Annotated in this window: 18 protein-coding genes; 12 read left to right on the forward strand and 6 right to left on the reverse strand. The window is 68.1% G+C overall.

Annotated elements, in window-relative coordinates; all coding sequences use genetic code 11:
- The first annotated feature begins 10 nt into the window (after positions 1 to 10).
- On the forward strand, positions 11 to 961 hold the full coding sequence (locus AC07OH_RS31160) for a M14 family metallopeptidase (RefSeq protein ID WP_495303261.1): 951 nt from the start codon (positions 11 to 13) through the stop codon (positions 959 to 961).
- Positions 962 to 970: 9 nt separating this feature from the next.
- Here the strand turns inward: AC07OH_RS31160 and kefC are convergent, their stop codons facing one another.
- Both kefC and kefF read right to left on the reverse strand, forming a co-directional pair.
- Positions 971 to 2833 (reverse strand): glutathione-regulated potassium-efflux system protein KefC, encoded by a 1863-nt coding sequence (gene kefC / locus AC07OH_RS31165; RefSeq protein ID WP_307589379.1) that lies wholly within the window; start codon positions 2831 to 2833, stop codon positions 971 to 973.
- Positions 2834 to 2835: 2 nt separating this feature from the next.
- A complete protein-coding gene (kefF, locus tag AC07OH_RS31170) occupies positions 2836 to 3558 on the reverse strand; it encodes a glutathione-regulated potassium-efflux system oxidoreductase KefF (protein WP_495303262.1) in 723 nt (240 codons plus the stop codon).
- A gap of 92 nt (positions 3559 to 3650) precedes the next feature.
- Here kefF and AC07OH_RS31175 point away from each other — a divergent pair, with 92 nt between their 5' ends.
- Positions 3651 to 4271: a nucleotide-binding protein gene (locus AC07OH_RS31175; RefSeq protein WP_070061962.1), complete on the forward strand. Its 621-nt coding sequence runs from the start codon at positions 3651 to 3653 to the stop codon at positions 4269 to 4271.
- Between the two features lie 72 nt (positions 4272 to 4343).
- Entirely contained in the window at positions 4344 to 4814 is a 471-nt protein-coding gene (locus tag AC07OH_RS31180) for a MaoC family dehydratase (protein ID WP_062479484.1), read from the forward strand.
- Between the two features lie 24 nt (positions 4815 to 4838).
- Here the strand turns inward: AC07OH_RS31180 and AC07OH_RS31185 are convergent, their stop codons facing one another.
- The 3 genes from AC07OH_RS31185 to AC07OH_RS31195 form a co-directional block, all read right to left on the reverse strand.
- Positions 4839 to 5132 (reverse strand): DUF4148 domain-containing protein, encoded by a 294-nt coding sequence (locus AC07OH_RS31185; protein WP_495303263.1) that lies wholly within the window; start codon positions 5130 to 5132, stop codon positions 4839 to 4841.
- Positions 5133 to 5248: 116 nt separating this feature from the next.
- On the reverse strand, positions 5249 to 5710 hold the full coding sequence (gene trmL / locus AC07OH_RS31190) for a tRNA (uridine(34)/cytosine(34)/5-carboxymethylaminomethyluridine(34)-2'-O)-methyltransferase TrmL (RefSeq protein ID WP_495303264.1): 462 nt from the start codon (positions 5708 to 5710) through the stop codon (positions 5249 to 5251).
- 31 nt (positions 5711 to 5741) lie between these two features.
- The gene (locus AC07OH_RS31195) at positions 5742 to 6458 is read right to left on the reverse strand and encodes a ComF family protein (protein WP_495303265.1); all 717 of its coding nucleotides are present in this window, start codon (positions 6456 to 6458) and stop codon (positions 5742 to 5744) included.
- A 22-nt stretch (positions 6459 to 6480) separates the two neighbouring features.
- On the opposite strand from AC07OH_RS31195, the gene AC07OH_RS31200 reads away from it, so the two are divergent.
- The 8 genes from AC07OH_RS31200 (at position 6481) to AC07OH_RS31235 (ending at position 12962) form a co-directional block, all read left to right on the forward strand.
- Positions 6481 to 7395, forward strand: a complete 915-nt coding sequence (locus tag AC07OH_RS31200) for a class I SAM-dependent methyltransferase (RefSeq protein ID WP_495303266.1) — start codon at positions 6481 to 6483, stop codon at positions 7393 to 7395.
- A gap of 163 nt (positions 7396 to 7558) precedes the next feature.
- Positions 7559 to 8035 carry a DUF2244 domain-containing protein gene (locus tag AC07OH_RS31205; RefSeq protein ID WP_056578078.1) on the forward strand — a complete coding sequence of 159 codons (477 nt, stop codon included), beginning with the start codon at positions 7559 to 7561 and terminating at the stop codon, positions 8033 to 8035.
- 59 nt (positions 8036 to 8094) lie between these two features.
- Positions 8095 to 9273, forward strand: coding sequence for a cytochrome c oxidase subunit II (coxB, locus tag AC07OH_RS31210; RefSeq protein ID WP_489057690.1), 1179 nt, complete (start codon positions 8095 to 8097; stop codon positions 9271 to 9273).
- Between the two features lie 43 nt (positions 9274 to 9316).
- Entirely contained in the window at positions 9317 to 10954 is a 1638-nt protein-coding gene (gene ctaD / locus AC07OH_RS31215) for a cytochrome c oxidase subunit I (protein WP_369630066.1), read from the forward strand.
- 40 nt (positions 10955 to 10994) lie between these two features.
- Entirely contained in the window at positions 10995 to 11111 is a 117-nt protein-coding gene (locus tag AC07OH_RS31220) for a cytochrome oxidase small assembly protein (RefSeq protein WP_217493469.1), read from the forward strand.
- Between the two features lie 36 nt (positions 11112 to 11147).
- Positions 11148 to 11777, forward strand: a complete 630-nt coding sequence (locus AC07OH_RS31225; protein WP_056577955.1) for a cytochrome c oxidase assembly protein — start codon at positions 11148 to 11150, stop codon at positions 11775 to 11777.
- 53 nt (positions 11778 to 11830) lie between these two features.
- Positions 11831 to 11998: a DUF2970 domain-containing protein gene (locus AC07OH_RS31230; RefSeq protein WP_099797201.1), complete on the forward strand. Its 168-nt coding sequence runs from the start codon at positions 11831 to 11833 to the stop codon at positions 11996 to 11998.
- 82 nt (positions 11999 to 12080) lie between these two features.
- A complete protein-coding gene (locus AC07OH_RS31235) occupies positions 12081 to 12962 on the forward strand; it encodes a cytochrome c oxidase subunit 3 (RefSeq protein ID WP_307695018.1) in 882 nt (293 codons plus the stop codon).
- Positions 12963 to 13042: 80 nt separating this feature from the next.
- Here AC07OH_RS31235 and AC07OH_RS31240 read toward each other — a convergent pair whose 3' ends face one another.
- Complete coding sequence (locus AC07OH_RS31240) at positions 13043 to 13273, reverse strand: twin transmembrane helix small protein (protein ID WP_062481367.1); 231 nt, start codon at positions 13271 to 13273, stop codon at positions 13043 to 13045.
- 27 nt (positions 13274 to 13300) lie between these two features.
- On the opposite strand from AC07OH_RS31240, the gene AC07OH_RS31245 reads away from it, so the two are divergent.
- Positions 13301 to 13846, forward strand: a 546-nt coding sequence (locus AC07OH_RS31245; RefSeq protein ID WP_495303267.1) for an SURF1 family protein, incomplete at its 3' end; no start/stop codon positions are given.

Genomic DNA, 13846 nt, shown 5'->3' on the forward strand with positions numbered 1-13846 from the left:
GGCTGGTTCCATGACGCAGACACTGCCGACCTTCGCACCCGACACCGCCCCGCTGGAGGTGCTGCCGCGCGACCTCTCGGCCTACCGCCAGGGCAACACCGGCATCGACTACGTGCACCGCTTCGCGTCCGGCAAGCCGGGCCCGCACGTGCTCGTCAACGCACTCACGCACGGCAACGAGATCTGCGGCATGGTCGCGGCCACGCACCTGCTCGACAGCGGCGTGCGCCCGAAGATCGGCACGCTCACCGTGAGCTTCGCGAACGTCGAGGCCTACGAGGCCTTCGACATCGACCGGCCCTACGAGAACCGCCAGCTGGTGCACAACCTGAACCGCATCTGGTCGCCCGAGCTGCTTGATGGCTCCGAGCACAGCCCCGAGCTGCGCCGCGCGCGCGAACTGCGGCCGGTGCTCGACGCGGCCGACTACGTGCTGGACATCCATTCCACGCGTGCCCCCGTGCAGCCCTTCTGGGTCTACCCGGAGTTCGAACGCAATGCAGGGTTGGCGCAGGCCGTCGGCGGCCCGGCGGTGCACCTCGTGATGCCCGTGGGCGCCGCGCCCGGCACGGGCGTCACGGCCTACGGCCGCCACGGCGAGCCGGGCATCGACGGCGGCGCGGTGGTGGTCGAGTGCGGCCAGCACTTCGCGCAGTCGGCGGCCGACCTGGCCACCGACGTGTCGCTGCGCTTCCTGGCGCACCTCGGGCTCGTCGACCCGGTGCCGCGCGTGCCGGTGGCCGCGCGCCGCTTCCGGCTGCTCGAGGTCCACATGGTCACGTCGGACGACTTCGCCTTCGTGCGCCCGGTGCTCGGTTTCGAGACCTTCGACCAGGGTGAGCTGATCGCGGTGCAGGCCGGGCGCGAGATCCGCTCGCCCTGCGACGGCTGCACGATCTTCATGCCGACCCGCGCACCGGTGATCGGCCGCGAGGGCGTGTACCTGACTGTGCCGGTCTGACCCCGGGCCTCAGGGCGCTTTCGCGTCGCCTGCTGGTTCGTCTTCGCCGAGCCGGTCCCAGTCCTGCCCCGAGCGCAGCTTGCGCTCCTCGCGCTCGCGGGCCATCTGTTCCTCGAACTGCTGGCGGCCCGCCTTGTTGGCGGCGATCAGCTTGGCGCGGTCCTTGTAGTGCGGGTAGATCTCGTCGCTGAGCTTGAGGTTTCGCTGGCGGAAACGCATCGACGCCTCGCGCGCCTCGGCCGCCGGCCAGCCCAGTGCCTCCAGCGCCGAGCGCGCGCTGCGCAGCGACGACTCGAACACCTCGCGCTCGATGTCCTGCACGCCGCGGTCGCGCAGCTGGAACAGGTGGGTCACGTTGCGTGCGCGCGCAATGATGCGCGCCTGCGGGAAGTTCTCGCGCACCAGGTCGACGATGTCCAGCGACTGCTCGATGTCGTCCACCGCCACCACGATGGCACGCGCCGTGCCGGCGCCCGCGGTGCGCAGCAGGTCCAGCCGCGTGGCGTCGCCGTAGAACACCCGGAAGCCGAACTGGCGCAGGCCCTCGACGGTGTCGGCGTCGTGGTCGAGCACCGTCACGCGCAGGCCCTGCGACATCAGCAGGCGACCGACGATCTGGCCGTAGCGCCCGAAACCGCAGATCAGCACCTTGGCGTCCTGCTGCTCCGAAATCTCTTCGAGCTGCGGCCCGCCCGCGTGGCTGTAGCGCGGCAGCACGAACTTGTCGAGCAGCACCAGCAAGAGCGGCGACAACAGCATCGACAGCGCCACCGCGCCGATCAGCAGCGAGGTGGTCTGCGGCGGCAGCACGTCGGGCCCGGCGGCCTGGAACACCACGAAGGCGAACTCGCCGCCCTGCGCCAGCAGCAGCGTGAACACCGGCCGCTCCTGGTAGGCCAGGCCCATGGCCTTGGCCAGCGCGTAGATCACCACCAGCTTGATGACCAGGAAGCTCACCACCAGCAAGGCCATGACCCCCGGGTTGGCCAGCAGCACGCCGAAGTTGATCGACATGCCCACCGCGATGAAGAACAGCCCGAGCAGCAGGCCCTTGAAGGGCTCGATGTCGGTCTCGAGCTCGCGCCGGTATTCGCTCTCGGCCAGCAGCACGCCGGCAAGGAAGGCGCCCAGCGCCATCGACAGGCCGACGAACTGCATCAGCGCCGCGATGGCCACCACCAGCAGCAGCGCGGCGGCGGTGAAGATCTCGGGCGTGTCGCTGCGCGCGATCCAGCGCAGGATCGGGCGCAGCAGCAGCCGGCCGCCGAGGATGATGCCGGCGATCACGCCGACAATCTTCAGCGCCTCGAGCGCGCGGTCCAGCCCGCTCACGGCCTGCTCGGCCGCCGTGGCGCCGGCCAGCAGCGGCAGCAGCGCAAGGATCGGGATCGCCGCCACGTCCTGGAACAGCAGGATCGAGAAGCCGGCCTGACCGCTGGGCGTCTTCAGCAGGTTGCGTTCGCCGAACACCTGCAGCGCGATGGCGGTGGACGACAGCGCCAGCCCGAGCGCGGCCACCAGCGCCACGCGCCACGGTGCGCCCACGGCCCAGCCGACGGCGAACAGCACCGCCGCGCAGCTGAGCACCTGCGCCGATCCCCAGCCGAAGATCGGGCGGCGCAGGCTCCACAGGCGCTTGGGCTCGAGTTCGAGGCCCACGAGGAACAGCATCAGCACCACGCCGAACTCGGCGAAATGCAGCACGTCTTCGACGCTGGACACGAGGCCCAGGCCCCAGGGGCCGATGGCGATGCCGGCCACGAGGTAGCCGATGATCGAACCCAGGCCCAGGGCCTTGGACAGCGGCACCACCAGCACGGCGGCGCTCAGGTAGATCAGGCTGCTGGTCAGCCAGGCGGGTGCGTGTTCCATGCTCAGGCCGCCTTGTGGGTGCTGCTGCCGTTGGCGACGGCCAGACCGTGCGTCATCGCGCTGTGGAACGCGCCGGCCATCACCTGGCCCACGTCGTCGGATTCGGCGGGGCGGTCGGTCTCGGGCACCGGGCAGGCGATGCAGGCGTCGAGCTCGTCCATCTCCGGCCACACCGGGTAGCTTTCCAGGCGTTGCACGAACACCTCGACATGCGCGGCCACCTCGGCCTCGCTGGCGCGGCGGGCGCCGTGCAGCAGCAGCGGCGGCAGGAAGCGCATGCCGCACAGCGCGGCGGTCTGCTCGTAGGGCGGCAGGAAGGCGTCGAAGAAGTAGCGGTTGTAGCTTTGCGGGTGGTAGCTCGGCTCGGGGCCGCCGGTGGTGGCGACCAGCCAGCAGTCCTTGCCCTGCAGCGCGGTGCCGCCGGGGCCGTAGGCCCAGCCGTAGCCCAGCACGTCGTCGACCCAGAGCTTTTGCAGGGGCGGCATCGAGTACCACTGGATCGGGTGCAACAGCACCACCAGGTCCGCGCGCGCCAGCCGCTCGCGTTCGACCTCGACGTCGATGGCGAAATCGGGGTAGCTGCCGTACAGGTCGTTCACGTCGGCGCCCGGCACGCGCTGCGCGGCGGCGAACAGCCGGCGGTTCACGCGCGAGTCGCGCCAGTGGGGGTGGGCCGCCAGCACATAGATGCTGGCGGGGTTCTCCGTGGATGTTGTTGTCGTCATGTGGCGAACATAACGCAGACGGCCCGCCGTCGCCGACGCGCCACCCGGGGCGACTACCATCCAGCCCTGTTCCCGTTCTGGAGGAGATCCTCATGCCGGTGGTTCTGGTCGCCAATCCCAAGGGAGGCGTGGGCAAGTCGACGATTGCAACGAACATCGCGGGCTACTTCGCGAGCCGCGGCCATGCCGTGATGCTCGGCGACGTGGACCGCCAGCAGTCCTCGCGGCTGTGGCTCGGCCTGCGCCCGCCGCAGGCCCGCCCCATCGCCACCTGGGAGGCCACCGGCGACAGCACCGTGGTGCGCCCGCCGCGCGGCACCACCCACGCGGTGCTCGACACGCCCGCCGGCCTGCACGGCTGGCGCTTCAAGGAGGTGCTGGCGCTGGCCGACCGCGTGATCGTGCCGCTGCAGCCGAGCATCTTCGACATCTACGCCACGCGCGATTTCCTGGACCGCCTGCTGGAGAGCCGCCGCGCCGAGAAGACCCGCATCGGCCTGGTCGGCATGCGCGTGAACGCCCGCACGCTGGCGGCCGACCGGCTGCACGAGTTCATCGCCGGCCTGGGCGTGCCCGTGCTGGGCGAGCTGCGCGACACGCAGAACTACGTGCAGCTGGCGGCGCGCGGGCTCACGCTGTTCGACATTGCGCCGGGGCGCGTGCAGCGCGACCTGGACCAGTGGGCGCCGATCTGCGAATGGCTCGACGCCTGAACTGATCCCCGGATTTCCCTGAATCCCGGTTGTCGCAAGTCCGACAGCCAGCCTTGTGCCCTTGGCACCAGAATGCCCCGCATGACCAAAAAGACATTCCAGACCCTTCAGGATCTCGCCGCCTGCGTCGGCCAGGAAGTCGCCGTGAGCGACTGGATCAGCGTGACGCAGCAGCAGGTCAACCAGTTCGCCGAGGCGACCGGCGATCACCAATGGATTCACGTCGATGTGGAACGGGCCAAGTCCGGCCCCTTCGGCGCGCCGATCGCGCACGGGTTTCTCACGCTGTCGCTGCTGCCGAAGTTCTTCGAGACGGCCATCGACGTGGTCGAGTCGCGCATGGGTGTGAACTACGGCTTGAACCGCGTGCGCTTCATGTCGCCGGTGCCCGTGGGCCAACGCCTGCGCGCCCGCATGAAGCTGCTGAGCGCCGAGCCGATTCCCAACAACGGCCTGCAGATGACCTGGGAAACCACGATCGAACTCGAAGGCGCCGCCAAGCCGGCGTGCGTCGCCGAGTCGGTGGTGCGCCGTTTTCCCTGAGCGGCTTCTCTTTTCTTCTTCTCTTTACATCCGGCGGTCGGTGACTTCGCCGTAGGTGGCGGCGCCCTGCCGGGTGATGCCGACGGCGCTTGCGCGCACCGCCGCACGGTCGACATTGCCTGCGGTCGGCCGGGCGACGCCGGTGCCGCCATTGCTGATCTGCAGCGGCTGCAGGGCCTGCTGCTGGACCTGGGCGCGCGTCAGCGACGACTGGAAGGGCGCGGGCGGCAGCGGGTTCTGCTCGCCCTGGAAGGCATGGGCGCCGCCGGCGAAGGCGAGGGCAGCGATCGTGATCAGGCGCAGGGTGGTGGTGTGCATGGCGGGACTCCTTGGCAGTCGGCGTTGAGGGGACGGATGCTGGTGCGAATCACCGGCATGTCTTCCCATACGCCACGCGGCGCCGATCGGATGTGCCCCTGCCGTGCGAAGGGCCGTCAGGCGAAACCGTTTTGCCGCCAGGCTTCGAACACCGTGACTGCCACCGCGTTCGACAAATTCAGGCTGCGCTGGCCGGCGCGCATCGGCAGCCGCAGGCGCTGCGCCTCGGCGAAGCCATCGCGGATCGGCGGCGGCAGTCCGGCGGTTTCCGAGCCGAACACCAGCCAGTCGCCGGGCTGGAAGCGCACGTCGTGCACGGCGCGGGTGCCGCGCGTGGTCAGCGCGAATAGGCGCTCGGCGGGCGGTTGCTGCGTGGCCAGCAGCGCGGCCCAGTCGGCGTGGCGCTTGACCTCGGCGTACTCGTGGTAGTCGAGGCCGGCGCGGCGCAGCAGGCGGTCGTCCATCGAAAAGCCGAGCGGCTCCACCAAGTGCAGCGCGCAGCCGGTGTTGGCCGCGAGACGGATCACGTTGCCGGTGTTCGGCGGAATTTCGGGGTGGACCAGGACGATATGGAACATGCGCCGATTGTCGCGGGCGCCGCCGGCGGGTTCAGCGCGGCGGATCGGTCCGCGCCAGCACCACGCCGGTGATGTGCGCCGCGCCCGCCAGGCGCAAGGTGGCGGCCGCGGCGAACAGCGAGGCGCCGCTGGTCATCACGTCGTCCACCAGCACCACGCGCCGCCCCCGCAGGCCGTCGGCGCGCAGCGGCTCCACGGCGAAGGCGCCGCGCAGGTTGCGCAGCCGGTCGGCGCGCGGCAGGCCGCTCTGCGCGGGCGTGTCGCGCGTGCGCAGCAGCAGCGCGGCATCCGTCTTGGCCGGTGCCAGCCGGCGCGCGAGCTCGTGCGCCTGGTTGAAGCCGCGCTCGCCCAGCCGGCCGGGCGCCAGCGGCATCGGCAGCACGAGGTCGCACTGCTCCAGCGCCGGCTCCACCCACGGCGCGCTGCGCAGCAGGGTGGCCAGCGGGCCGGCCCAGCCCGCTTCGCCGCGAAACTTGAACTGGGCGATGCAGTCGGGCCACGGCCAGGCATAGGTGCAGGCCGCGAGGCAGGCGTCGAGCGGCGGCGGGTGCCTGATGCATTCGCCGCAGCGGGCCACGCCCTCGGGCATCGGCAGCGCGCAGCCGCCGCAGCGAGGGGTCGGCGGCGCGAAGCGGGCCACGCAGGCGTCGCACACGCGCTGCGCGGGCCAGGCGCGGCAGACCTCGCACTGGCTGGGCAGCCGCGCGAGCAGCGAGGTGAAAGGCCTCAGGGCCCGGCGGTTGTGCATGCCTCAATATACTCACGGCCCCATGGCCACCGACCCCGCAAGAAGACCGCCGACCATCGATCCCACGGCGGCCGACCGCTGGCGCCGGCTCGCGCCCGTCGAGGGCTCGCCCTGGCTGCACGAGGAAATCGGCCGCCGGATGGAAGACCGGCTGCAATGGATCAAAGCGCAGCCCCGCACCTGGGCCGACTGGTCGCCGCTGCGCGGCGGCCTCGAGGCGCACGCGCTGCTGGCCCGCCGCTACCGCGACGCCGAAGCCTTCGTCATCGAATCCGAACCCGCATTGGCCGACCGGACCGGCGAGGCGCTGACCGCGCCCTGGTGGAGCGCGCGCCGCTGGCAGGGCGGCAAGGCCCGCTTCGACGCCACGCCCGAAGACGGCGTCGACCTGCTGTGGGCCAACATGTCGCTGCACATGGCAGCCGACCCCGAGGCGCTCATCGCGCAGTGGCACCGGCTGGTCGCGACCAACGGCTTCCTGATGTTCTCCTGCCTGGGCCCGGACACCGTGCGCGAGCTGCGCGCCCTGCATGCCCGGCTCGGCTGGCCCGCCGCCGGCCATGAATACACCGACATGCACGACTGGGGCGACATGCTCGTGCACGCCGGCTTCGCCGAGCCCGTGATGGACATGGAGCGCATCGTGCTCACCTGGGCCACCCCCGAGGCCGCCCTGGCCGAGCTGCGCACATTGGGCCGCAACCTGCATCCGGCGCGCTTCCCCGCACTGCGCGGCAAGGCCTGGCACCGCGCGCTCAAGCAGGCCCTGCCCGAGCTGGCGCCGGCCGCGGAAGGCGAGGGCCGCATCGCGCTGACCTTCGAGGTCATCTACGGCCACGCCTTCAAGCCGACGCCGCGCGTGGCGCTCTCGCCCGAGAGCGCGGTCTCGCTGCGCGAGATGCGATCGATGCTCCAGCGCGGCCGCCCTGGCGCCTGAGCGACCCGGCAGCCCTCATTCGGTGCGCGGGGCCCGCGCTCTACCCGCTACAATCCGCCGTTGCGTGAAACTCGCGGGTATTGTCCCGTGATCGAGGGGTGTCGGATCCTGTTTGTACGAGGGGTTTGGCCACCATCGACGCACCGATTTGCTGAACTCGCCCGTGTCGAATTCCGTGTTTCGTTTTGCCACCGTTTCAGGCCAGAACATCCACTGGTTCCTGAAACGAAATTGCTCGGTGACGCCGAGCCAGCTGGGCTGGCTCTACGCCTCGCTGTGCGTGGTATCTCTGGGAACGGGCATGGTGTTCTGGCTGCACGGTGCGCCGCTGGTATTGCCATTCGCCTGGCTCGAACTGGCCGCGGTGGGCTTTGCGTTCATGATGTACGCGCGGCATGCCACCGATGGCGAACGGATCGCGCTGCAGGGCGGACGCCTCGTCGTGGAGCTCGAGAACGGTGGGCACTACGAACGCACGGAATTTCTTCCGCACCAGGTGCGGATCGAACCGCAGACCGGCGATCGTTCACTGATCGAGGTCTCGGGGCAGGGTCGATCGGTCAGGGTGGGGCGCTATGTACGCCCGGAGTTGCGAGCCGCATTGGCGCGCGAGATTCGCATGGCGTTGCGTGGCGCCTGAGGGGGCTCGCGCGGTGCTGCACGGTTGGGTTTTCGAAAAATTGAAGAAACGTGAACACGATGAAGAGCATTTGGCGCAATAAGTACAGGCCGGCGAATCTGTTGCTGGCGGCCGGCGCGGCGTTCAGCAACGCGGCGCACGCAGTCAACGATCTGCCCGGCGGCCCTTCGGTGCGCCAGCTGAATCTTCCGGTCGGCGTGACCAAGATCGCGCAGGAGCAGCATCTGCTCCACACGATCATGATGATCATCTGCACGGTCATCTTCGTCGCCGTGTTCGCGGTGATGTTCTATTCCATCTGGAAGCACCGCAAGTCGGTGGGCCACAAGGCCGCCAACTTCCATGAATCGGTGGTGGTCGAGGTCATCTGGACCATCGTGCCCTTCCTCATCGTGATCGTGATGGCGCTGCCCGCCACCAAGGTGCTCGTGGCCCAGAAGGACACCACGAACGCCGACCTCACGATCAAGACCACGGGCTACCAGTGGAAGTGGGGCTACGACTACCTGAACGGCGAAGGCGAGGGCCTGGCCTTCATCTCGACGCTCGACAGCTCGCAGCGCGCCATGTCCGACGCCGGTGCCAAGGGCGCCATGCCCGACGACTACCTGCTCAAGGTCGACAACCCGATGGTCGTGCCGGTGCAGAAGAAGGTCCGCATCATCACCACCGCGAACGACGTGATCCACGCCTTCGCCGTGCCGCAGCTGGGCCTCAAGCAGGACGCCATTCCCGGCTTCGTGCGCGACACCTGGTTCCGCGCCGAGACCGTGGGCGACTACTACGGCCAGTGCCAGGAACTGTGCGGCAAGGAACACGCCTACATGCCGATCCACGTGAAGGTGGTCTCGGCCGCCGACTACACGACCTGGGTCGCCACCAAGCGCAAGGAAGCCGCCGCCAAGCTCGACGACCCGACCAAGGTCTGGACGCTGCCCGACATGCTGGCACGCGGCGAGAAGGTCTACGCCTCCAACTGCGCGGCCTGCCACCAGGCCAACGGCAAGGGCGCAGGCCCGATCAAGCCGCTCGACGGCGCAGCCAAGGTGACCGATTCCGACCACAAGGTGCAGCTGATGGTGCTGCTCAACGGCCAGAACAACGGTGCCATGCCTGCCTGGAAACAGCTGAGCGACACCGACCTCGCGGCCGTGGCCACGTACACCAAGAACAGCTGGTCGAACAAGACGGGCCAGCTGGTGCAACCGGCTGAAGTACTGGCCCTGCGCGGCAAGTGATCCGACGGCGCCCCGCGAAGAAGAAATTGCAAGGAACAACGACATGAGCGCAGTCCTCGACCCCCACGGTCACGCCCCCGGCGGCCACGCACACGACGAGCATCACGATCACCACGCGCCCACCGGCTGGCGCCGCTGGGTGTTCGCGACCAACCACAAGGACATCGGCACGCTCTACCTGCTGTTCAGCTTCACGATGCTGATGATCGGCGGCGTGCTCGCCCTGCTGATCCGCGCCGAGCTGTTCCAGCCCGGCCTGCAGCTGGTGAACCCCGAGCTGTTCAACCAGTTCACCACCATGCACGGCCTGATCATGGTGTTCGGCGCGATCATGCCGGCCTTCGTGGGCTTCGCGAACTGGATGATCCCGCTGCAGATCGGCGCGTCCGACATGGCGTTCGCGCGCATGAACAATTTCAGCTTCTGGCTGCTGATCCCGGCGGCCATCATGCTGGCCGGTTCGTTCTTCATGCCCGGCGGCGCGCCCGCGGCCGGCTGGACGCTGTACGCCCCGCTCACGCTGCAGATGGGCCCCTCGATGGACGCCGGCATCTTCGCGATGCACATCATGGGCGCTTCGTCGATCATGGGTTCGATCAACATCATCGTGACCATCCTCAACATGCGCGCCCCCGGCATGACACTGATGAAGATGCCGATGTTCTGCTGGACCTGGCTCATCACCGCCTACCTGCTGATCGCCGTGATGCCCGTGCTCGCAGGCGCCATCACGATGACGCTGACCGACCGCCACTTCGGCACCAGCTTCTTCAACCCCGCCGGCGGCGGTGACCCGGTGATGTACCAGCACATCTTCTGGTTCTTCGGCCACCCCGAGGTCTACATCATGATCTTGCCGGCCTTCGGCATCATCAGCCAGGTCGTTCCGGCCTTCGCCCGCAAGAAGCTCTTCGGCTACGCCTCGATGGTGTACGCCACCTCGTCGATCGCCATCCTGTCGTTCATCGTGTGGGCCCACCACATGTTCACGACCGGCATGCCGCTCACGGGCCAGCTGTTCTTCATGTACGCGACCATGCTGATCGCCGTGCCCACGGCCGTGAAGATCTTCAACTGGATCGCGACGATGTGGCAGGGCTCGATGACCTTCGAGACGCCCATGCTGTTCGCGGTCGGCTTCATCTTCGTGTTCACGATGGGCGGCTTCACCGGCCTGATCCTCGCGGTCGCGCCGATCGACACGCAGCTGCAAGACACCTACTACGTGGTGGCCCACTTCCACTACGTGCTGGTGGCCGGCTCGCTGTTCGCCATGTTCTCGGGCTTCTACTACTGGGCGCCCAAGTGGACCGGCGTGATGTACAACGAAACGCGCGGCAAGGTCCACTTCTGGTGGTCGCTGATCTCGTTCAACGTCACCTTCTTCCCGATGCACTTCCTGGGTCTGGCCGGCATGCCGCGTCGCTATGCCGACTACCCCATGCAGTTCGCCGACTTCAACGCCATCGCCTCGGTGGGTGCGTTCTTCTTCGGCTTCGCGCAGGTCTACTTCTTCCTGTTCATCGTGCTGCCTTCGATGCGCGGCAAGGGTGAAGCAGCAGCCCAGAAGCCCTGGGAAGCGGCCGAAGGCCTCGAGTGGGAAGTGCCGTCGCCGGCCCCGTTCCACACCTTCGAGAACCCGCCCAAGCTCGACGTGACCGCCACCAAGGTGATCGGCTGATCACCCGCGCACGCCGCACAAGCACCACGACCGCACGACGATGACGACGCCCGAACAAAGAAAGAACAACCGACGCATGGGGCTCACGCTGGCCTCCATCGCGGTGATCTTCTTCATCGGCTTCATCGTCCGCATGGTCTGGTTCAGCGGTCGCTGACCGCGCCGCATCGCACTCCCGAACGGAAGCAACAGCATGAGCCTCGGTCAACGCATCCGCCGCGCCAACGTCCGCATGGTCGGCAAGCTGGCCGTCGTGACCTGCGGCATGTTCGCCTTCGGCTACGCGCTGGTGCCGATGTACCGCGCCATCTGCGAGATGACCGGCATCAACATCCTCGCGCTCTCCGAGCTCCAGGTGCCGGGCGGCGCCAGCGGCGCCAAGAACGTGCGCGTGCCCGACAACACGCAGGTCGACATGACCCGCACGATCAAGGTCGAGTTCGACTCCAACGTGCGCGGTGGCCTCTGGGACTTCAAGCCGGCCGAGCGCTTCATCGAAGTGCACCCGGGCCAGCTGAACACGGTGATGTACGAGTTCCAGAACACGCAGAACCGCCGCATGGCCGCGCAGGCCATCCCGAGCTACGCGCCGCAGCAGGCCGCGGCGCATTTCAACAAGCTCGAGTGCTTCTGCTTCAACCAGTACACGCTCGATGCGGGCGAGAAGAAGCAGTGGCCGGTCGCCTTCGTGATCGATCCGAAGATCTCGAAGGACGTCAAGACCATCACGCTGTCGTACACCTTCTTCGAGGTGGGCGGCAAGACGCCACCGGCCCCGGTGGCCGCCGTTTCGCATGCTGTCGCAGATGAGCCGCGCTCGTGACCTCGCCGTTGCCGCCCGATGGCCCGCGCCGCAAGTCCACGCTGTGGGACACGATGAAGGCGGTGGGCTGGTCGTTCTTCGGGGTGCGTCGCAACAGCGCCTACAAGGAAGACCTGGGCAAGCTCAATCCGCTGCACGTCATCGTGGTGGCGTTTGCCGCAGTGATCGTCTTCGTGGTCGGGCTGGTGCTGCTGGTGCGGCATGTGGTCGCGACCGCCTGAGCGCTGCCTGCTGAGCCGAAGATAAAAAACCACGATCTCCAGAATCATTGAATCGAGAGAAGAAAGAAAGCCAGGAGCTGATATGAGTTCAACCACCCACGGCACCACGCCCTACTACTTCGTGCCCGGACCCTCGGCCTACCCGGTCGTGTCCGCGATCGGCTTGTTCTTCGTGATCCTCGGCGCGGGGCAATGGATCAACAGCCACCAGTGGGGCGCCTGGTCGCTGCTGCTGGGCATGGTGATCTGGCTCGGCACGCTCTTCGTGTGGTTCCGTGCCGCCGTCGGCGAGAGCGAGAGCGGCCAGTACGGCCACAAGATCGACCTCTCGTACCGCTGGAGCATGAGCTGGTTCATCTTCTCGGAAGTGATGTTCTTCGGCGCCTTCTTCACGGCGCTGTGGTGGGCCCGCACCCACGCGCTGCCGACGCTCGGCAGCCTGGACAACGCGATCCTCTGGCCCGACTTCAAGGCCGTGTGGCCCAGCGTCGCGGCCGGCGTGACCGGTTCGCCGGCCGGCATCATCGAGCCCTTCCAGACCGTCGGCCCGTTCTGGCTGCCGACCATCAACACCGCGCTGCTGCTGAGCTCGGGCGTGACGCTGACCATCGCCCACCACGCGCTGCGCGCCGACCACCGCGCACAGTGCATCCGCTTCATGTGGCTCACCGTGCTGCTGGGCGTGATCTTCCTGGGCGTGCAGGGCTACGAGTACTTCCACCTGTACACCGAACTGAACCTCAAGCTCACGTCGGGCACCTACGGTTCGACCTTCTTCATGCTGACCGGCTTCCACGGCCTGCACGTGTTCATCGGCATGCTGATGCTGCTGTTCATCACGCTGCGCCTGCAGAAGGGCCACTTCACCGCCGAGCGTCACTTCGGCTTCGAAGGCGCCGCCTGGTACTGGCACTTCGTGGACGTGGTCTGGCTGGGCCTGTACGTGCTGGTCTATTGGCTTTGAGCGAAAAACCTCACGGCATTCCAGAAAAAAGGCGCCGTAAGGCGCCTTTTTCATGGTTCTCGTGGAACGAGCACCATCTGTTACTTCCCGAGCGGGAGCCCGGTGGGCTGGATGTAGCCGAGTTTCCAGGCCAGCAGCATGCACAGGAACAAAAAGACCGACAGGCCGATCCGAAAGGTGAGCGCGCGGGCCATGCCCCCGCGTTTGTTTTGCCCGTCGCGACCGTCCTTCAGCATGAAGTAGAGCGCGAAGGCGAGGCTCGCGAAGATGCCCAGAAAGATCAGGGCGACGAAGTATTTCATGACCCGCATTATCGGCCGCACGCCCCGTCCGCTCCAGTGACCTCCGAGCCTCCCGAGCCCCTTGCCTCCTCTGCCACGCCGCGCCGCCGCGCAGGCAGCGGCCGTTTCCTGATCGTCACGCTGGCGGCCGTGCTGGCGCTGGCAGCCACCGTGTCGCTGGGGCGTTGGCAGCTCTCGCGCGCCGCGCAGAAAGAAGCGCTGCAGGCCCGCATCGACGCGCAAAAGCAGAAGCCCCCGCTCTCTCAGGCGGAGTTCCTGGCGCTGGGCGAAGCGGCCGCCGAGCTGCACCGGCCGGTGCGCCTGCGCGGCCTGTGGCTCACGGCGCAGACGGTCTACCTGGACAACCGCCAGATGCACGGCACGCCGGGCTTCTATGTGCTGACGCCGTTCGCGCTCGAAGGCAGCGAGCGGACCGTGATGGTCCAGCGCGGCTGGGTGCAGCGCAATTTCGTCGACCGCACGCAGCTCGGTGTGGTCGAGACGCCGCCCGGCATCGTCGAGCTCACGGCGTTGATCGAGCCGCCGCCGAGCCACCTGTTCGAGCTCGGCGCGAAGGCCGTACCGGCGCCCGCCGCATCGGCC

It is taken from the genome of Variovorax sp. GW821-FHT10C12 (assembly GCF_059415405.1).

Bases quoted from the DNA above. Each gene is read 5' to 3' on its own strand.
- AC07OH_RS31160 (WP_495303261.1), top strand. From the start codon at position 11: ATGACGCAGACACTGCCGACCTTCGCACCCGACACCGCCCCGCTGGAG.
- kefC (WP_307589379.1), bottom strand. From the start codon at position 2,833: ATGGAACACGCACCCGCCTGGCTGACCAGCAGCCTGATCTACCTGAGC.
- kefF (WP_495303262.1), bottom strand. From the start codon at position 3,558: ATGACGACAACAACATCCACGGAGAACCCCGCCAGCATCTATGTGCTG.
- AC07OH_RS31175 (WP_070061962.1), top strand. From the start codon at position 3,651: ATGCCGGTGGTTCTGGTCGCCAATCCCAAGGGAGGCGTGGGCAAGTCG.
- AC07OH_RS31180 (WP_062479484.1), top strand. From the start codon at position 4,344: ATGCCCCGCATGACCAAAAAGACATTCCAGACCCTTCAGGATCTCGCC.
- AC07OH_RS31185 (WP_495303263.1), bottom strand. From the start codon at position 5,132: ATGCACACCACCACCCTGCGCCTGATCACGATCGCTGCCCTCGCCTTC.
- trmL (WP_495303264.1), bottom strand. From the start codon at position 5,710: ATGTTCCATATCGTCCTGGTCCACCCCGAAATTCCGCCGAACACCGGC.
- AC07OH_RS31195 (WP_495303265.1), bottom strand. From the start codon at position 6,458: ATGCACAACCGCCGGGCCCTGAGGCCTTTCACCTCGCTGCTCGCGCGG.
- AC07OH_RS31200 (WP_495303266.1), top strand. From the start codon at position 6,481: ATGGCCACCGACCCCGCAAGAAGACCGCCGACCATCGATCCCACGGCG.
- coxB (WP_489057690.1), top strand. From the start codon at position 8,095: ATGAAGAGCATTTGGCGCAATAAGTACAGGCCGGCGAATCTGTTGCTG.
- ctaD (WP_369630066.1), top strand. From the start codon at position 9,317: ATGAGCGCAGTCCTCGACCCCCACGGTCACGCCCCCGGCGGCCACGCA.
- AC07OH_RS31220 (WP_217493469.1), top strand. From the start codon at position 10,995: ATGACGACGCCCGAACAAAGAAAGAACAACCGACGCATGGGGCTCACG.
- AC07OH_RS31225 (WP_056577955.1), top strand. From the start codon at position 11,148: ATGAGCCTCGGTCAACGCATCCGCCGCGCCAACGTCCGCATGGTCGGC.
- AC07OH_RS31230 (WP_099797201.1), top strand. From the start codon at position 11,831: ATGAAGGCGGTGGGCTGGTCGTTCTTCGGGGTGCGTCGCAACAGCGCC.
- AC07OH_RS31235 (WP_307695018.1), top strand. From the start codon at position 12,081: ATGAGTTCAACCACCCACGGCACCACGCCCTACTACTTCGTGCCCGGA.
- AC07OH_RS31240 (WP_062481367.1), bottom strand. From the start codon at position 13,273: ATGCGGGTCATGAAATACTTCGTCGCCCTGATCTTTCTGGGCATCTTC.